This is a genomic window from Paenibacillus terrae (genome assembly GCF_000943545.1).
GTDB classification, from domain to species: Bacteria; Bacillota; Bacilli; order Paenibacillales; family Paenibacillaceae; genus Paenibacillus; species Paenibacillus terrae_A.
In genome coordinates, this window is sequence record NZ_JTHP01000036.1 from 1 (window position 1) to 19,711 (window position 19,711).

Here is a 19,711-nt window from a genome sequence, read left to right on the forward strand (position 1 = left end):
TGCAGCTAAACCACTGGTCGTTCCTGTAGAATTGGCGCGGAAAGGGTTAAACCAGGCATGGAACTCCATCCCCCGCTTGTGCGATTCGCTAATCATAAATTTCATTGGATCATAGCCCGGATTTTTACCTTGGGTGTTCGTCAGGTACTTGCTCCATGGCACCAGATTGGACGGATACAGCGCATCACCGCTGGCCCGGACCTGAACAAAAACCGCATTAATACCCATCCCCTGCAAATCATCAAGCATTTTGGTAAATTCCTGTTTTTGCTTCTCGGTGCTGCTTCGGGCGGCGGAAGAAGGCCAATCCCCGTTAATCGTAGAAATCCAAGCCCCGCGCATGGAAGTCGAAGCTTTCACTTGCACGACATGTCCCTGCGAAGAATTGGAGCTGCCCTCATTGGTTGATGTAGACGGTGAAGTGACACTCGCCTGCTCATCATCATTGATTCCCTGATTCGTATCTACACTTCCCGGATTGTCAGATGTGGTCGTATTGGAGTTGGAGCCGCCACCGGAAGATGTTGTTCCGCCTGTGGCGGCACCCTCTTTACCACTATTTAACGTAATGACTCGCTCTGAAGCTTGCCAGTCCACTTTTAATCCCAACTCTTCCCCAACAAATCGCAGCGGCACCATGACTCTTCCGCTCGTCATACGCGCAGATGCGTCCAATCGAACTGACTTGCCATTCACCATAGCACTCTGTCCGCCGTTTTCCATAGAAATGTTCTTGTCTTGTGCTGTAATGGTTACCGTACCGGACGATGCTGACCAGTTGACCTGGGCGCCTAATCCCTCACTGATCACCCGCAAGGGTACCATCGTTACGTTGGCTCCCTGTACAATGTACGGCGACGCATCACTTTGCAGCGGTTGCCCGTCCAATATAATTTCAATCTCTCCGTTTGGAGCCGCTTGCGCTCCTGGCACAACTGCCATCTGCACCGCCAGGAGTAAACCCGCAGCCAGTGCCCATGTTTTCTTCCAATTCATATGATTACAATCCTCCGCTAACCCGTTAATTTTTAACCCCTGTCTTGTCCTGCTATATAATGGATAGACGCTAATACCCGGGTATTTGTTGCGGTAGGGACAAATAAAAAAGCATCTGTCCTTACGGACGATGCCTGTCAGGAATCACCACTCAATTCCTTGTGTATATCGTAAAGCTGGCGCAAACGATCTTCATCCCGGCGGAAATATTCGACCAATGTCTCAATGCGGGTGATGGAATCCCAGCTTAAATGGTGCTCAATACCTTCCACATCTTTATAGATCAGGTCCTTGTCGACCCCAATCATATCCAGAAATTGCTCTAGTAACTGGTGGCGATCAACCAGCCGTTTGCCGACCTTTTTCCCTTTGGGTGTTAAAATTAATCCCCGATATTTCTCATATACGAGATAGTCGTCCTTATCCAGCTTCTGGATCATCTTGGTAACGGACGAAGGATGGACCTCCAGACCCTCTGCGATATCCGAGACACGGGCGTATCCCTTCTCATCAATCAGCTGGTAAATGCGCTCCAAATAATCTTCCATGCTTGGCGTTGGCACTTGTTTCCCTCTTTTCTGTTATTGAACGGGCGCTTACCGCCTTCATTTCCTGCGTTGAACCTACATATGTAATGATACATGTTATCATTGCCTATTGGCAAGTCTCATCCCTCTGCTCACAGCTATTGCCACGATTTGTTCAATTTAAGCAGGGCACACTAATAGCGTCCCTGTATCATTCTCCTATGGCATGAGTTGGACACCCAAGCTGCTACTGGATATTTATTCCTGAAAGGAGCGTTACCCATGTCCACGCTTGAGCGTACTCCTGTCAAAACCAAAGGAACCAAACCGTTCGTGCCTGATCTGGTATTTTTCGAGCCGGACGCACTGAATTATCCCAAGGGTCAGCGTATTATGGATTGGGTCAAAGCCAAAGACATTCCGTATCGTATGACCACATCTCATAACCGGATTACCAATTTGCCGGGCGAAACCGAAGTTGAAAAGTATAGAATGGCGAAAAAAACGCTGGTCGTCGGTATTCGCAAAACGCTAACCTTTGACCAGTCCAAGCCCTCTGCTGAATATGCCATTCCCATTTCGACCGGATGTATGGGACACTGCCACTATTGTTATTTGCAAACGACATTAGGGGCAAAGCCGTATATACGTGTCTATGTCAATACGGACGATATCTTATCGGCAGCGAAAGGCTATATCGAGGAACGTGCACCCGAAATTACTCGTTTTGAAGCAGCCTGTACCTCCGACCCTGTTGGTTTGGAGCATATCAGCGGATCGCTCGGAGAATTGATTCGTTTTATGGCAGATGAAGAATTTGGTCGCCTGCGTTTTGTTACCAAATATCATCATGTCGATCCGCTACTGGATATTAAGCATAATGGTCATACCCGCATCCGGTTTAGCATTAATTCCGATTATGTTATTAAACAGTTCGAGCCTGCGACTTCACGCTTCGAAGAACGTATTGAAGCAGCGGGTAAAATCGCCCGAGCCGGTTATCCGCTAGGCTTTATTATCGCCCCGATCATCTGGTATGACGGCTGGGAAGAAGGATATGGCGAGCTGCTGCGCAAACTGGGTGAAGCCTTGCCTCAGGATGCCACAAAAGATCTGACGTTCGAATTGATCCAGCACCGTTTTACCAAAACGTCCAAGGCTGTGATCGAGAAGCGCTATCCGAAAACCAAGCTGGAAATGGACATGGAGAAACGCAAGAAAAAATGGGGCCGCTGGGGACAAAATAAATACGTTTACCCTGATGAACAGCAAAACGCCCTGCGAGAATTTATCACCGAGCGCATTTTTGAACATTTTCCATTAAGTCGTATTGAATATTTCACATAACCAGCATCCAATCCGGTGTAATCCGTTGTAAAAACAGCGTTACACCCGTCATATGATCCGTTACTAGCAAAATTCCGGTGATGATCAGCAGTATACCGCCTGTTTTTACAATAATTGACGTGTAACGTGAGGATAGACGAACAGAGCCAGCCAGTAAAGCCAATGCAAAAAATGGAATCGCAAAACCAAGCGCGTAGCCTGTGACCAGCTTGAACCAGGTATGATGCTCTACTGCCGCTAAAGCGATAATAGCTGTCAGCATGGGACCGATACAGGGAGACCAGCCTGCCGCAAATCCGATTCCGATCACAAAGGAACCGGCGTAACCGGCAGGCTTCCATGTCCAGCGAAGCTTATGTTCCCGCATTAAAATCAAGGGCCGTATCACGCCAAGAGATACCAGTCCCATCACCAAGATCCATAGCCCCGCAACTACCCTTAGCGTATCTTTATAATTGCCAAACCATTCTCCAAGCAACCCTACACTTGCACCCAAGGAATAGAATACTACGGAAAAGCCCAGCACAAAAGCTAGGGTATGTCCCATCGTACGATAACGTACCTCAGCCTTATGCCGCCCTTCGGCCAATTCACGTGCCGACATTCCCGTCATATAAGATAAATAAGAGGGGTATAGTGGTAAGCAGCAAGGTGAGAAAAAAGAAACCAGTCCCGCTATGATCGCCAACCCGGCGTTAACATCCGTCATCATCATTTCCTCCCGCCTGTCTTAAGTAAACGCGAGCAAAACAAGCTCTATTACTAAAACATACGTGAGGAAGCAGCCAAATATGTTGCAACCCAAAAAGCGTATGCCCTGGCATGAAAGCCGAAAGACATACGCTTATTACATGTTTTATTTATTTTACAATCGCGCCGTTAGGCATGCTTTCCGGTACTGTAGCCAGCGTGAGTTGATCTCCGTGCGATGCTGCCAAAATCATCCCTTGTGATAGCTCCCCACGCAGTTTCACAGGCTTAAGATTGGTCACACAAATCACCTTGCGTCCAACCATATCCTCCGGGGTGTAAAACTTGGCAATGCCCGATACAACCTGACGCTGCTCATAACCAAGATCAAGTTGGAGCTTCAACAGCTTATCGGCCTTCTTCACAGGCTCACAGGCGATAACCTGAGCCACGCGCAGTTCTACCTTGGCAAAATCCTCAATACCAATCTCTTCCTTCGTCTCGGGCGCTTCCTGACCCGCCTCAGTCGCATTCTGCGGTTGAACCTGCGCAGTAGCTTCCTCCGGCTTCTTGCCGCCCGTCATCGCTTCCACGATGAAAGCAACCTCCTGCTCTGAATCCAGACGTGGGAAGATAGGATTGCCTTTGATCAGTTGCGTTCCTTCCGGAATGCGTCCAAATTGCTTACCGCTTTCCCATGTCGTCAATTCACCTTCCTTGATGCCCAGCTGTTCCCAAATTTTATACGGAGCGCGGGTCAAGAACGGTTGGAGCAAAATGGACGCGATGCGCAAGCTTTCTACCAAATGCACCATAACAGATGCCAGCTCACAACGTTTGTCCTCATCCTTGGCCAGGTTCCATGGTTGTGTTTCGTCAATATACTTGTTGCTGCGGCTAATAAATTGACTGATCGCCGTTAGAGCCACGGAAAACTCCATGTTTTCCATCGCTTCTTCTACTTTACTGTAAGTCGCTGTTGCCATTTCCTCCAAAGCCCCGTCGAATGCTGTTACATTCGCTTCATAAGCCGGTACCTTACCTTCAAAATATTTGTCTACCATCGCTACGGTGCGGTTCAACAAATTGCCCAGATCATTCGCCAAATCAGAATTGACCCGATCAACGAAGCTTTCCGGGGTAAAGGTTCCATCCGCGCCGAAAGGCACCTCGCGCAGCAAGTAATACCGAAGTTGATCCAGACCATAGCGGTCAATCAGCGTTACAGGGTCAACGACGTTACCTTTGGATTTGGACATTTTACCGTCCTTCATGAGCAGCCAGCCATGTGCAAATACTTTTTTAGGCAACGGGAGATCCAGCGCCATCAGCATAATCGGCCAATATATCGTATGGAACCGTACAATTTCCTTCCCTACGATATGCACATTTGCAGGCCAAAATTTATCGTACAGCTCGGTATTGGAGGAACCATAGCCCAGGGCTGTAATGTAGTTGGAGAGCGCATCAATCCACACGTATACGACATGCTTCGGATCCCCCTTCACCTTAACTCCCCAGTCAAAGGTTGTACGAGATACTGCCAAATCCTCCAGACCCGGCTTGATAAAATTGTTAATCATCTCTTTTTTACGGGACTCCGGCTGGATAAACTGCGGGTTCTCCTCATAAAATTTCAGCAAACGATCAGCATACTTGCTCATACGGAAAAAGTAACACTCTTCCTTGACCAGTTCTACAGGATGCCCACTGTCCGGGCTTTTACCTCCAGCCACGTTGCCTTCCGCATCCTTCACCACGTCAACCAGTTGAGTTTCCGTGTAATAGGTCTCGTCAGGGATGCTGTACCAGCCTTCGTATTCACCCTTGTAAATGTCTCCTTGCTTGAGCAAACGATCAAATATTTCCTGTACAACGCTCTTGTGACGTTCTTCCGTTGTGCGAATAAAATCGTCATTGGAAATATCGAGCTTCCGCCATAAATCCTGAATTCCTGCCACAATATCGTCAACGAAACGTTGCGGTGTTTTGCCAGCCGCGCTCGCCTTCTGCTCAATCTTCTGTCCATGCTCATCCGTTCCTGTCAAGTAGCGCACCTCGTAGCCGCGCAGCCGCTTGTAGCGTGCCATCGCATCTCCGGCTACCGTAGTGTATGCATGACCGATATGTAGCTTGTCGCTTGGATAATAAATCGGTGTCGTAATGTAAAATGTTTTCTCATTGGACATGTGTATTGCCTCCTGTTTTGTTCATGGCAGCAAAATAAGGCATGCTCCCCTGAATTCGGTACTCCAATTCATGTTTTTCACACCAATTGGGCACAAAAAAGACCCCCGCCCCTATGGGACGAGAGTCACCTCACGCGTTACCACCCAAATTCCCCGTATCCTCGCAGACTACAGGCTTCACCAGTCACTTCTGACCGCCCATTAACGCTGGATCACGCCTTTCCCTTACGGTCGCCCCCTATAAACATTGAACTGGTGGCAAACACGCTCGGAAGAGGTTCCTCCAGGACCATATTCAGGCTTCGTTCCAGACCGGTTTGCAGCTAACCCCGGCTCTCTGTACTGGACGGCTGACCCTACTCATCCCTTCGCAGGAAAACATTATTATCCAAAATATAACCAAACCCGCATAGCTATGTCAAGTCAATCCCTTCCCGGTACGGTCAGCAAAACGATCTTCATCGGATTTATTCGCCCTCTTTTTAGCAGGAGGCACCAGATCTACACCGCCCGGATGAAAGGGATGGCACTTCGCTATACGTTTGGCTGCCAGCCAGGAACCTTTGAGCGCACCATGCACCTCCACCGCCTCAAGTGCGTACTTTGAACACGTCGGATAGAAGCGGCAGGTTGGTGGCTTTAACGGTGAAATATAGGATCGGTATACCTTAATCGGAGCTTGAACCACTCTGCGTGTGGTAATCTTCATTTCAGTAGCCTCCGTGGCTGTGAGTGTGACCGCTCGCCTGTTTGTATCCCCCATTAGAATTGGCCTCTGCTTGCCCGTTCTTCTTCTGGCATTCCTTGCAATAACCGAAAATCTCAAACTTGTGTTCAACGATTTGGAACTGATCTGTCGTATCTGTCATCTGCATCGGGCAGAAAGAGATCGGTAAAGTTTTCTGACAGCTCAGGCAAATCATATGATGGTGGTGATGATGCTCATTGCAGCTCACCTTGAACTTCATCCCATCCTCAAAAGATACCTGCTCCAGCACACCCAATTCCTGCATCACACGCAAATTACGGTAAACGGTGTCAAAGCTGAGTCCGCTGTATTTTTTACCCATATATTCATAAACGTCTTTTGGGGACAGATACCCTTCATTCTCGGAAAATAACGTGGCCAGCGTCTTGCGCTGATCCGTAATACGCAGCCCCTGAGTGGACATTGTTGCGATAATCTCATCCTTTGTCAGCATGCGTTTCACCCTCCCCTGTCTGTAGTTTCAGGTTATCTGATGCAGGCTTAGGCTTGCATCTACTTATTATACCACGATTAAAGTCAAAGTTATAAGAGATATTCGCGCGCTCTTGATAAAGAAAAAGACGTTCTCCTGTGCTTGAACCGAATCCGCAGCAGGAGAACGCCTTTATTCTGTAAGTGATCTGACTTTAAACGGTGAATGATGAGACCCTTCGGTCTAAACCGATAAACAAAACCGGATGTTCATATTAATTTTTAATAGCTGGTAATGGCATAACTACCACGGAAACTGGCAAGTTACTACCCGCCGCAGCAGTGAAATACATCTCTACACTTTCCTCGATATGACCTGTACGATACAGTACACTCATCTCATTCGGAGCCCATACGGAGCCGTTCGTCGGGATACCCACGACCTGATTATTCACCATAGCATAGCCAGAGTATTCACCACCACGCGGATTAAATGTAATCAGGGAATACGGCGCTACGCGATCCAGTTTAACCTTATACACAACACCAAAATTACCCGCATTGGAGGAAGAAGAACCGTCCAGACCGTCTGAACCAAGCAGGTTCGGGTCTACTTTATTGTCGCCAAGAACGATACGCTGAGCTGTTTTACCAACCTCTTCCGTATATTGAAGCGTAATATCCGAATTCGCATACGTTCCACGGTTATGAATTCCGTCCTTAGGCAGTTTTGCCAGAGTAGGCATTGCAGTCAACGGATCTGCATTTGCATCTAACACAACAACTGTGTATTGAATAGGTTGATCCGTATACAAGTCGGATAAGAGAGAAATGACCTGTTTTTGCTTAATTTTTTGCGCATTCAAATCCTGTAAAATAACACGGCTTTCGCCTGGATTCAGAACTGTGCTGGAACGTTTGCTTCCATCCTGCATGGATTGAAAGTACCGCTGAATCGAAATCTTACCCGCAGCCGTCGCAAACTCAGATGGGCCGGCGAAACCGGAATTTTCGACGTTCAGATTGGCAGCAGTAATATTATTGTTGGTTGCGATAACGTACATTTTTACATCTCTGCCCGTTTCATTCACATGATGGACGAGTATACGTGTGCTGCCTGATCCCATTTCCTGATACACAATACCATCCTGGAATACACGTTCCGGGCTGTTAGCACGGATCAGAAGGCGTGGTGAAGATGTACTGGTTACCGGAATGGTAGCCATGGTAGGCACCTGACTGCCGTCTACACTGTATTTATCACCAAAGGGCGTGAAGATTTTGTTGAAATCATCTTCATTGTACAGCAGTTCATTCGTAATTTTAATCGTTTGACTTACTGTACCCGTTTCGCCATGTTTGTCGGTCACGGTCAGTGTAATGGTCACATCACCTGGCTCGAAAAACGCCAACTTCTTGTTCACCCAGTCACGCTTGGTGATGGCATTCTCATCGTCCGTACTCAAGTCGGTAATGGTAATTTTTTCACCCATTTTGTATTCTTTTTTATCAGTCGTAAACAGAGCCACCGGCGGTTGGTTTGGCGGTCTTACTGTGATGGTCACGGAGTAAGGATCGCTCCAGTTCCCTGCCGAATCAAGAACGGAATATGTAACTACATATGTACCCGGCTCCTGAAATACATCCTGCTTGCCTTCCCAACGCTGGTTCACAATCGGAAGACCTGTAGGAGAAGATTCCTTCGTAAGATACGTAACTGTCGTTTGGCCTGCATAGATATCTTTTTGCTGAACCGTGAAGGAAGCTTTAGGCTTTTGATTCAAATCCATAATAACCTGTTTTGTAATATTATTTACAGTATAAGGAATATTTAAGGCCTGTGTAATAGAGGTCAACGGCACCATAAATACGTTCTTTTGCTGGAATGCCGGTCCCTTCATTTGTCGAGCCTCACCGTTAACCGTATAAATTTTGCTGTCAGTCTTGAAGCGTAGCACGTTTGTACCTTGGGTGATAACGGTTTCCTTGGTAGCAGTGTCATAACTAAACTGTAATCCGACGCGGCTGACAAGCGAACGGATAGCTACATAAGAAACACCGTCCTTGACTGTCATCGGCTGAGTCGCCGTGTACACCTGTCCGTTTTGTTCCATTTTTGCGCTGTTCAAATACAAAATCAGTTGATTTGCACTCATGGATGTTGGAGAACCACCAGGGTTGGTGATCGTTCCATCCCCACCGTATACATCATTGGATACGTTCGATCCGTTGGTTGTATCCGTCGGCAAACCGGACAATGGATCATTGGATACGCCTGTGTTATCAGGTGTCACCATGTCATTTTGTGTTCCTGTGCTATCTTGTCCCCCGATGCTATTATCAACGCCGGAATCTGTGACATTGGCCTGAGCCTGCTGTCCGCTAACCGAATCGGTGGATTGAACAGTGGATACTGCTTCTGCTCCTACAGGGGCTACTGCAGCCACCTGGGCTACCGCAAGCGCGGTGAGCATGGTCCATTTCTTGAAATTCATTCTCTGTCTCCTTCTATTACCAAATTATTATCATCCCCGTAAAAAGTCATACTATTAGACGCGGCTGTTGCCCAAAAGTTGCTGGGAATTTTGCTGAACATGAAAAAAAGGGAACTTTCTCCTGTGGCTGCAAGAAATACTACAACAAAAAACGCCGCCCCATCTGACCTGATGGGGCGGCGGCTTCATAAACAGAAAGTATTTTAACGGTCATTCAACATTATGACGGACGGACGGCGACATTTATCCCTGCAGTCTCCAGACGGCCCTCTTCAATGAGACGGTAAGCCCGTTGAACCTCTTCATCTGTAGGGGACGGAACCCCTTCCAGCGGATACGCCTTGCCGAGCATTTCCCACTTGTATACACCCATTTGATGGTAGGGTAAAATTTCGAACTTTTCGACTCCGTTCAACGTTCCGATAAACCGTCCCAAATTCAGCAGATCCTGCTCATCATCATGAATACCCGGTACAAACACGTGTCTAATCCACATCTTGCGCCCTTGTTCAGACAACCAGCGTGCCGTACTCAGCATACGGTCATTGGACTTGCCTGTAAGCTTAATATGCTTGTCGTTGTCAATATGCTTAATATCCAGCAACACCAAGTCCGTTACGTCCAGCAGTTCATGGATACGGCCTGCATCATTAAAACCGTTACTGTCCAGCGTCGTGTGCAAATTCCAGCGTTGCTTCACTTCTTTGAACAGCTCTGCTACAAAATGAGCTTGCAGTGTCGGTTCTCCACCGGATACGGTCAATCCGCCTCCCGAAGAACGGTAGTAGGCTAAATACGGTTCAATTTCAGCCAATACCTCCTGCAGTGTCATTGGATTGCCTTCATTTAAAGCCCAGGTGTCCGGATTGTGGCAATATTGACATTTTAACAAGCATCCTTGCATAAAAAGCACGAAGCGGATGCCGGGACCATCGACGGTCCCGAAGGTTTCCAATGAGTGTATGTGACCTTTCAACATGTTGCATCTTCCTTCCCGCATCCGCTATGCGTGCGTCGTTGTAATATATAATACGTAAAGCTTTGTTACATTGTACCGTGGAAAGTACGGTTAATAACATCCAGCTGTTGTTCACGAGTCAGCTTGATAAAGTTAACGGCATAACCCGATACACGAATTGTAAGCTGTGGATAGTTTTCTGGGTGATCCATCGCATCCAGCAATTGTTCACGAGCAAACACGTTAACGTTCAGATGATGCGCATGGCTTCCAAAGTAGCCGTCCATCATGGAAACGAGATTCGTTTTGCGTGTTTCTTCTTCTTTACCCAGTGCTTTAGGCACGATAGAGAAGGTATTAGAGATACCATCCAGACTGTGCTCGTAAGGCAACTTAGCTACGGAGCTAAGGGAAGCCAAAGCACCTTTTTTGTCGCGTCCGTGCATTGGGTTCGCACCTGGTGCAAACGGTTCGCCAGCTTTACGTCCATCCGGTGTTGTACCTGTTTTCTTACCGTACACCACGTTGGAAGTAATGGTCAATACAGATTGAGTAGGAATCGCATTCCGGTAAGCTTTGTGCTTGCGGATCATGCCCATGAAGGACTCTACCAGTTCTACTGCGATGTTATCTACACGATCATCGTTATTACCGTAGCAAGGGTATTCCCCTTCAATTTCAAAGTCAATGGCGATGCCTTTTTCGTTACGGATTGGTTTAACCTTCGTATGTTTAATGGCGCTCAGGGAATCGGCTGCAACGGACAGACCAGCAATACCACAAGCCATCGTACGGACAATATCACGGTCATGCAGCGCCATTTCAATCCGTTCGTAGCTGTACTTGTCATGCATGTAGTGAATAACGTTCAAAGTGTTCATGTACAGTTTTGCCAACCATTCCATCATTGGCTTGAAGCGGCTCAGCACTTCCTCGTAATCCAGCACTTCACCTGTAATTGCAGGATATTCAGGACCCACTTGAGCACCTGATTTTTCATCCACACCACCGTTGATGGCATACAACAAAGCTTTAGCCAAGTTGGCACGGGCACCAAAGAATTGCATTTGTTTACCGATTTTCATTGCCGATACACAACAAGCGATACCATAATCATCGCCATAAATCGGACGCATCAGATCATCATTTTCATACTGAATGGAGCTGGTTTCAATAGAAACTTTGGCACAATATTTTTTGAAGCCTTCAGGCAATTTTTCTGACCACAGTACAGTCAGGTTTGGCTCCGGTGCAGGTCCCAAATTGTACAGGGTGTGCAAGAAACGGAAGCTGTTTTTAGTAACCCGAGTTTCTCCAGTAATGGACATACCGCCAATGGATTCAGTTACCCATGTTGGGTCTCCGCTGAACAGTTCATTATAGTCAGGTGTGCGCAGGAATTTAACAATACGCAGTTTCATAACGAAATGATCGACCAATTCTTGTGCTTGCTCTTCTGTCATTGCGCCTTCTTCCATATCCCGTTGAGTATAAATATCAAGGAAGGAAGATACACGTCCCAAGGACATTGCTGCACCATTTTGTTCTTTGATCGCTGCAAGATAGCCAAAATACACCCATTGGAAAGCTTCTTTCGCGTTGTTAGCAGGCTTTGAGATGTCGAAACCATGCTCAGCAGCCATTTGTTTCAGCTCGTTCAAAGCGCGAATTTGCTCGGAAATTTCTTCACGCAGACGAATTACATCTTCCTCCATCGAATCCACTTCAAGGCTTTTCAGTTGAGCCTTTTTGTCTTTAATCAGGAAGTCTGCGCCGTACAGTGCTACACGACGGTAGTCACCGATAATGCGACCACGACCATATGCATCTGGCAAACCAGTGATAATACCCGCTTTACGAGCTGCTCTCATATCATCGGTATAAGCGTCGAATACACCCTGATTATGCGTTTTGCGAATATGAGTGAAGATATCAACAATGCTTTGCGGTACTTCAAAGCCATAGGCTTTGCAAGCGTCGATCATCATCCGGATTCCACCAAACGGCTGCAAAGAGCGTTTGAATGGAGCGTCTGTTTGTACACCGACAACTTGTTCTTTATCCCGGTCTAGATAGCCCGGCTTATGTGAAATAATGGTGGATGGCGTATTCACGTCTACATCAAGCACGCCGCCGTTTGCCAACTCTTTTTTGGTAAGATCGGATACAATATCCCACAGTGCAGTTGTGTTGGCAGTAGGACCAACTAGAAATTCCTCGTTACCGACATAAGGTAAGATATTGGTTTCAATAAAATCGTTGACGTTGACTTCTTTAGTCCATTTACCTTTTTTGAAACCTCTCCAGCCAGATTGTTGCTCTTGTAATTCTCTCTCAATCACCGACATGTAAATCCCTCCAAATTGTTTGGTCTTCCGGACTTGTGATTTTTTTCACATTAAAATAGTGTCTCGAGCCCGGCCTTTTCACCGATGCCTTACGCTCAGTGTCGGGACCTTTCTTACACCCTTATTGTAGAATAATGATAGAGTGTAGTATGTGACAAAAATCACAATACAGGTGACATTTATCACTTTATTTTCTTTAGCTTCACGCCCGTACTTTATCCTTGCCGTTCACCCCCCTTCCCAAACCAACAGGCCCTCTATATAGAGAGCCTGCGTTGGTATTAACGGGAAAATGCTTAGTCACAAGCCTCTTCGTACCTATATATTATTGGTCAAAACGTCCGTAGAAGGCATTGCGGTATACATCAGCCAATTCGGTAACCAGCGGCAGCTTCGGATTCGCAGTTGTACATTGATCCTCAAAAGCGCGGTCAGCCAGATAATCTACACGCGATTCAAAATCCTTCGCATCGAAGCCGATTTGCTGGAACGATTCCTCGATACCGAGTGTTTTGTTCAACTTGCGGATCGCTTCGATCAGACTGTTAACCCCTTCTTCCGTTGTACGGGCAGGCAGTCCCAGTATGCGTGCAATTTCTGCATAACGCTCATCCGCAACAAAGTGCGAATATTTAGGGAACGAAGCAAACTTCGTCGGTTTTTTCGCATTATAACGAATGACGTGTGGTAACAAAATGGCATTCGTGCGACCGTGCGCTGTATGGTATTGTCCGCCCCATTTGTGCGCAAGACTGTGGTTAATACCCAGGAATGCATTGGCAAACGCCATCCCTGCCAGTGTGGAAGCATTATGCATTTTTTCACGAGCCAGTTTGTCGCCACTCAGAGCCGATTGCTCCAGGTATTGGAATACCAGTTGAATGGCTTTAATTGCCAGACCGTCTGTGTAGTCACTAGCCATTACAGACACGTAGGCCTCGATGGCATGTGTCAGTACGTCCATACCTGTATCTGCTACAGCTGTTTTAGGCAGCGAGTATACAAACTCAGGGTCAATAATTGCCACATCAGGAGTCAGCTCATAGTCAGCCAGCGGATACTTCGTGTTGCCCTGATTTTTGTCTGTAATAACTGCGAACGACGTAACTTCCGAACCTGTACCCGAGGTTGTAGGAATGGCTACAAATTGTGCTTTCTGACCAAGACGCGGGTACTTGTAGATCCGTTTGCGGATATCCATGAATTTTTGTTTCAAGTTGTTGAAATCAGTATCTGGGTATTCATAGAACATCCACATGCCTTTAGCCGCATCCATCGGCGAACCGCCGCCCAATGCAATAATGCAATCCGGTTGGAAACGTCTCATCATTTCAGTACCACGTTCTACCGTAACTGTCGATGGATCTGGCTCTACTTCCGAGAACACTTCGATAGCTACTGGTGTTTGGCGCTGGTGTAAATAATGGATGACACGATCCACATATCCGAGTTTCACCATCATAGGGTCTGTGATAATGGCTACACGTGTGATATCAGGCATTTTAGCAAGATACTGAGTCGAATTTTTTTCAAAATAAATTTTGGAAGGTACTTTGAACCATTGCATATTCACCGTACGTTTCGCCACCCTTTTCACATTAATCAAGTTGACTGCCGATACGTTCGACGAAGTCGAGTTACGTCCGTACGAACCACAACCGAGTGTCAGCGATGGAAGGTTGGTGTTGTAGATGTCACCGATCGCACCATGTGTGGAAGGTGCATTTACAATGATACGGCCTGTTTGCAAACGGTTTGCGAACCGAGCGATAACGTCCTCATCGTTCGAATGAATAGCGGACGAGTGGCCCATACCCCCGAATTCCACGACTTCAGTAGCGCGTTGAATACCTTGTTCAGCATTTTTTACTTTATAGCAAGCCAATACAGGACTCAATTTTTCCGCAGACAATGGGAATTTTGTTCCTACTCCTTCAATCTCAGCGACCAAAATTTTAGTTCCTGCTGGTACTGTGATACCACTCATTTCAGCAATTTTCACAGCAGACTGTCCGACGATAGCTGGGTTCACTGCACATTTCTCGACATTCATAGCTCCTTGAGTGAGCTTAGCTGCTTCTTCTTTATTTACAAAGTAGCAACCGTTAGCGATCATCAATTTTTTCACTTGTTCGAAGATTGGCTCTTCGATAATAACCGCTTGCTCGGAAGCACAGATCATACCGTTATCAAAAGATTTTGAGAGGATCAGATCGGTCACAGCTTGCTTGATGTCCGCTGTCTTTTCAATGAAGCAAGGCACGTTACCAGGACCTACGCCCAGAGCAGGTTTACCGCAGCTATATGCCGCCTTAACCATGCCTGATCCACCAGTTGCCAGAATCAGCGCCACATCCGGGTGATTCATAAGTGAATTTGTCTTATCCATCGATGGAGCTTCAATCCATTGAATACAATCGGCCGGAGCACCATGTTTGACGGCTGCTTCAAGCAAGACGCGAGCTGCTTCCGCACTACACGATTGAGCGGATGGATGGAAACCAAAGATGATCGGGTTACGTGTTTTAATAGCAATCAACGCTTTGAACATTGTAGTTGAAGTCGGATTAGTCACTGGAGTGATCCCCATAATGATGCCGACGGGTTCTGCTATTTTTTGAAAACTGTCAAAGTCATTATCTTCAATGACACCGACGGTTTTTTCATTTTTGATACTATGATAGACATTTTCTGTTGCAAACATGTTTTTGGTGATTTTATCCTCGTACACACCGCGTCCTGTTTCTTCAACAGCCAGCTTCGCCAGGTGCATGTGCTTATCCATCCCTGCGAGTGCCATAGCTTGTACGATTTCGTCAATCTGCTCCTGATTCATACTCATGAAAGCCTGCTGTGCCCGGTTCCCCCGGTCAATCAGTGTTTGAATATACTGCTCAGCGCTTTGCTCTTTTTGGATAACCTCGTTTTTAACAGCCATTTCCCTCATCCTCCTGTTATCTCGTGTACTATCTCTTGTTCACGCACTGATCGTAACACAGCTTTTCAAGATATATTGTGATTTTTTTCACAATCTATTTAAAATTTTATTTTATGGAGTGAATTAAATCACAAAGTTTGGAATTCTGCCACTTTTACCCCCTCTTCTTGCCCCAAAAACGCATAGCACAGGTATATAATGAATTTGAATTGATCAAGTTGCAGATAAAAAACAAAGGAAACAAAGGGGAAATGGACGATGAGAAACCCTGCAAACGTAATGGAAGCCCGCGGCAACACCTGTTGCTTCTCGGAGGCCAGCTTCAACCGGCTGCAAGTGATGATGAAAGATCGGGTCATGCCAGAAAGCTCACATCTGTTCTGGGAAGGAGATACAGCGGATAAGCTGTTTTATATCAAGCGCGGACGCGTGAAAGTAACGAAAACAACGGATGAGGGTAAGGAACTTATACTATATATGTACCAAAGCGGCGATCTGATTGGTCAAGCTGATCCATTTTTCGGTACCAAGCACTCCTTTTCTGCCGAAGTTCTGGAGGACAGTGATATCGGTGTTGTCGATCATACGGATTTGGAGCTGCTTATTTGCCAGCACTGTGATTTTGCCATTGACTTTATGAAATGGATGGGGTCTCACCACCGTATTACTCAGACCAAATTTCGCGATCTGATGATGTACGGCAAGCCCGGTGCTCTATGCTCCACGCTAATCCGCCTGTGTAACACCTATGGAGAGCCTCATGGGGAACATATCCTTATTCATAAAAAAATCACTCATACCGACCTCTCCAATATGATCGGTGCCACCCGCGAAAGTGTGAACCGGATGCTGAGTGATTTGCGTAAAAAAAATGCAGTGGAATATGATAATGGCATGATCGTTGTAAAGGATTTGGAAATGCTGCAAGGCGTATGTCATTGTGAACTGTGCCCGCGTGAGATTTGCCGGATCTAATAATTAGTTTTTAATGTAAAAGGGAGTGTTTTGAGCCATTTTGGCTATAAAACACTCCCTTAATCTTTTTGCTATCCCCCTAAAGGCGGGCAGTAGCGGAGCGGTCCATTTGAATCTGAAGAAGCGAAGCGTTCGCCTTTGCAGCGGGATTCTCACCTCTAAATGTCTTATACAACCCAAAAGAATCCCGCTGCAACAGCGATCATAAAATCAAATGGATCGCGAAGCGGCTAACACTACGCCAACATTCTTCTCCACACTTTTAGAACTGAAAGCACAGATAACTTAAATTCCCCATCTCATAGCTCCTGTGGATGACCTTGGCCTTATTCGCCGAATCTCCACTCCCCATGGCAATAAGCAACGGTACAAAATGTTCAGCTCTCGGTACCGCTTGACGAGCATATGGGGCTTCGCTTTCATAGCGATCCAAAGCCTCCACATCTCCACTCTGTACATTTTCAATAATCCAGTCATCAAAATCAAGTGCCCAAGGCTCTGTTTTCGTTTCTCCCCATTTGACGATGCGCAGATTATGAACAGTTACACCACTGCCAATGACCAAAATATCCTGCTCACCCAACCCCCGCAGCACTTCACCAATAGCATATTGTGCTTTCGGCGATAGAAACGGATTCACGGAAATCTGGACTACCGGAATATCCGCCTCAGGATACATACGATGCAAGAGTGTCCAGGACCCATGATCCAGCCCTCGCACCCGGTCCGTTTGTACGTCAATACCCTTTTGCTCATATAATTCTTTCAACTTGGCCGCCAGCTCCACCGAACCATGCGCTGGATATTTCACCGCATACAGCTCCGGCGGGAAACCGCCAAAATCATAAATCGTATCGTAAACGTCGTCTATCGAACTAATGGTCAATGCCTGCGTCTCCCAATGGGCGGTAAAGATAACAATAGCTTTCGGGCGAATACTCTTTCCAAGCTGCTCCAGAAAAGCAGTATATTCTGTCTGTTCAATAGCAAGCATAGGTGATCCGTGGGCTAAAAACAAAGATGGCATCATGTGAAAATCCCCTTATCATTTATCAATTTATTTTTCTCAACAAGTAACTTTATGTAAGTGATAATACATAAGTAACAAGGTTATGTCAATGCAGATTTTAGCATACACTTAAAAAACGTCGCTTCCTTAAATAAAGATTGATATAGGTATAAAGTCATAGTAATATATAACTAATAAATTTAAATATTCACTATAACTCGATATAAAGGACTGGTTTCTATGGAGATACATACTGCTAATTGCCCAAAGTGTGGTTCCGTTTTCCGTAAAAATCTTAGAAACCTGTGCAATACTTGTATTCAAGAAGAAAATTTATTTTATGACCGCTGTTCTAACTATTTGTGGAAACATCCCACTACTCATACTCGCCAGCTTAGTGAAGTAACCGATACACCTATGGATTTGCTCACAGACTGGGTGAGAGCAGGCAAGTTTCCCTCCACCTATAGCCAGCTTGATTATCCTTGCGAGTCTTGCCATTCCCCAATTTATGCGGGAAGGCTTTGCCATTCCTGCCTCGGTACATTCCGTACAGCAGCGCTCGATATTCAAACCCGTGTCCCCCGTCGTACTGCGACAGGATTGTTTTCAATCGCAGGCCACGCCAAAGGCTATTAAGTATTACAAAATAAAAAAACAGCCTTTTTCCTAGGAAAAGGCTGTTTTGCTATGAAAAACGTTTATTCGGCTTGGTACTCATCTAATCCATTCCTCGGCCCAATATTGAATCTGTTCCATGACCGGCTGAAGTGCACGGCCTTTGGTTGTCAGCTCATATTCAATGCGGACAGGAGTTTCCGGGTATACATGACGTGTAAGAATTCCTTCATTCTCCAGATCCTTCATCCGCTCAGACAGCATTTTATCGCTCATTGTGGGAATCAGATTGGAAATATCCTTAAAACGCTTGGGACCGCTCATCATGGATTGAATAATGAGTCCGTTCCAACGCTTACCCAGACATGAAAAGGCACTTTCAAAACGCGGACACATTTTTGTAAGTTGCGGTTGAACCTCCATATTTTTCACCTTCTTTAGCATTTCGGTTTGATAAAGCTTTCCTTTTGTTAGTATATATCATTTTAGCATACTTTATCCCGAAAGAAAACACTTTCTTCTTAATTTAATATCAGATCCGATAAAGTTGCCATGACCAAAGCTGATTATACAACAAACCAACATAAGAGGTATATGGCAAATGCGTTAAATCAAAAACAGACGGAATCTCAAGAGATTTCCGCCTGCCAGTCTGTTCAATATCATGCTTATTGGAATAAATAAATGGAAATTATACCAATACCCCACCGAGAGGTCTAACAGGCTCGCTTTTACCATATATTGGTTTAACTATGCCTGTCGGATAAGCCCAGCGTATACTATTGGCAATGACCTTCAGAATATCGGGCTGGTAATAGGTCGGATACGTTTCATGACCCGGGCGGAAATAAAATATTTTACCACTGCCACGACGGAAGGTACAACCGGTTCTGAACACCTCTCCACCTTCAAAGTTGCTGACAAAGACCAATTCATCCGGCGCTGGAATATCAAAAAACTCACCGTACATCTCTTCGCGCTCTAACAAAATTTTGGCGTCAATTCCATTCGCAATGGGGTGGGATGGATTTACGGACCAAATAATTTCCTGTTCTCCTGCCACTCTCCATTTGAGATCACAGCTTGTGCCCATCAGGGCTTTGAACGGCTTGGAAAAATGTCCCGAGTGCAGCACGATTAAGCCCATGCCTTCCTCTACCCGCTTTACAACACGAGCTGTAACTTCATCACTCACCTGATCGTGTGCTTTATGCCCCCACCACAGCAGCACATCTGTGGAATTCAGGATTTCTTCTCCCAAACCATGTTCAGCATCATCACGTAACGTAGCTGTTCGAATTGCGAACCCTTCGCCTGAGAGGCCATCAGCCAGTGCCTTGTGTATTCCATCAGGATATACCTGTTTTGCTTCGTCATTCAGCTTCTCGTTCAAAAATTCATTCCAAATGGTGACGTTAATCATCAATACTTCCCCCTATTA

General features: G+C 46.1%; 16 protein-coding genes. 3 read left to right on the forward strand and 13 right to left on the reverse strand.

Features of this window, described 5'->3' with window-relative positions; translation table 11 throughout:
* On the reverse strand, positions 1-996 hold a 996-nt coding region (locus QD47_RS17150; protein WP_044647269.1), incomplete at its 3' end, for a copper amine oxidase N-terminal domain-containing protein.
* A gap of 137 nt (positions 997-1,133) precedes the next feature.
* Entirely contained in the window at positions 1,134-1,559 is a 426-nt protein-coding gene (mntR, locus tag QD47_RS17155) for a transcriptional regulator MntR (protein ID WP_044647270.1), read from the reverse strand.
* Positions 1,560-1,805: 246 nt separating this feature from the next.
* Between mntR and splB the strand changes: the two genes are divergently transcribed.
* The gene (gene splB, locus QD47_RS17160; RefSeq protein WP_044647271.1) at positions 1,806-2,870 is read left to right on the forward strand and encodes a spore photoproduct lyase; all 1,065 of its coding nucleotides are present in this window, start codon (positions 1,806-1,808) and stop codon (positions 2,868-2,870) included.
* Here the strand turns inward: splB and QD47_RS17165 are convergent.
* The 8 genes from QD47_RS17165 to adhE all read right to left on the reverse strand — a co-directional run bounded on the left by QD47_RS17165 (position 2,863) and on the right by adhE (position 15,668).
* Positions 2,863-3,579 (reverse strand): cytochrome c biogenesis CcdA family protein, encoded by a 717-nt coding sequence (locus QD47_RS17165; RefSeq protein ID WP_044647272.1) that lies wholly within the window; start codon positions 3,577-3,579, stop codon positions 2,863-2,865. The two genes, splB and QD47_RS17165, sit on opposite strands and share 8 nt — an antisense overlap.
* A gap of 151 nt (positions 3,580-3,730) precedes the next feature.
* Positions 3,731-5,749 carry a methionine--tRNA ligase gene (metG, locus tag QD47_RS17170; protein ID WP_044647273.1) on the reverse strand — a complete coding sequence of 673 codons (2,019 nt, stop codon included), beginning with the start codon at positions 5,747-5,749 and terminating at the stop codon, positions 3,731-3,733.
* Between the two features lie 418 nt (positions 5,750-6,167).
* Entirely contained in the window at positions 6,168-6,458 is a 291-nt protein-coding gene (yidD, locus tag QD47_RS17175; RefSeq protein WP_044647274.1) for a membrane protein insertion efficiency factor YidD, read from the reverse strand.
* A 1-nt stretch (position 6,459) separates the two neighbouring features.
* Positions 6,460-6,951 (reverse strand): Fur family transcriptional regulator, encoded by a 492-nt coding sequence (locus QD47_RS17180; RefSeq protein WP_044647275.1) that lies wholly within the window; start codon positions 6,949-6,951, stop codon positions 6,460-6,462.
* Positions 6,952-7,204: 253 nt separating this feature from the next.
* Complete coding sequence (locus QD47_RS17185; RefSeq protein ID WP_044647276.1) at positions 7,205-9,424, reverse strand: copper amine oxidase N-terminal domain-containing protein; 2,220 nt, start codon at positions 9,422-9,424, stop codon at positions 7,205-7,207.
* A gap of 220 nt (positions 9,425-9,644) precedes the next feature.
* Positions 9,645-10,403, reverse strand: a complete 759-nt coding sequence (gene pflA, locus QD47_RS17190; protein WP_044647277.1) for a pyruvate formate-lyase-activating protein — start codon at positions 10,401-10,403, stop codon at positions 9,645-9,647.
* A gap of 65 nt (positions 10,404-10,468) precedes the next feature.
* On the reverse strand, positions 10,469-12,730 hold the full coding sequence (pflB, locus tag QD47_RS17195; RefSeq protein WP_044647278.1) for a formate C-acetyltransferase: 2,262 nt from the start codon (positions 12,728-12,730) through the stop codon (positions 10,469-10,471).
* Between the two features lie 325 nt (positions 12,731-13,055).
* Positions 13,056-15,668: a bifunctional acetaldehyde-CoA/alcohol dehydrogenase gene (gene adhE, locus QD47_RS17200; RefSeq protein ID WP_044647279.1), complete on the reverse strand. Its 2,613-nt coding sequence runs from the start codon at positions 15,666-15,668 to the stop codon at positions 13,056-13,058.
* Positions 15,669-15,926: 258 nt separating this feature from the next.
* Between adhE and QD47_RS17205 the strand changes: the two genes are divergently transcribed.
* The gene (locus QD47_RS17205; protein WP_014282255.1) at positions 15,927-16,643 is read left to right on the forward strand and encodes a Crp/Fnr family transcriptional regulator; all 717 of its coding nucleotides are present in this window, start codon (positions 15,927-15,929) and stop codon (positions 16,641-16,643) included.
* A 262-nt stretch (positions 16,644-16,905) separates the two neighbouring features.
* Here QD47_RS17205 and QD47_RS17210 read toward each other — a convergent pair whose 3' ends face one another.
* Positions 16,906-17,673, reverse strand: a complete 768-nt coding sequence (locus QD47_RS17210; RefSeq protein WP_044647280.1) for a DODA-type extradiol aromatic ring-opening family dioxygenase — start codon at positions 17,671-17,673, stop codon at positions 16,906-16,908.
* A gap of 339 nt (positions 17,674-18,012) precedes the next feature.
* Between QD47_RS17210 and QD47_RS30885 the strand changes: the two genes are divergently transcribed.
* Positions 18,013-18,291, forward strand: coding sequence for a hypothetical protein (locus QD47_RS30885; RefSeq protein WP_235332290.1), 279 nt, complete (start codon positions 18,013-18,015; stop codon positions 18,289-18,291).
* A 78-nt stretch (positions 18,292-18,369) separates the two neighbouring features.
* Here QD47_RS30885 and QD47_RS17215 read toward each other — a convergent pair whose 3' ends face one another.
* Together QD47_RS17215 and QD47_RS17220 are read right to left on the reverse strand one after the other, a co-directional pair.
* Entirely contained in the window at positions 18,370-18,693 is a 324-nt protein-coding gene (locus tag QD47_RS17215) for a winged helix-turn-helix transcriptional regulator (RefSeq protein ID WP_044647281.1), read from the reverse strand.
* Positions 18,694-18,961: 268 nt separating this feature from the next.
* Positions 18,962-19,693, reverse strand: a complete 732-nt coding sequence (locus QD47_RS17220; protein WP_044647282.1) for a ThuA domain-containing protein — start codon at positions 19,691-19,693, stop codon at positions 18,962-18,964.
* Between the last annotated feature and the right edge of the window lie 18 nt (positions 19,694-19,711).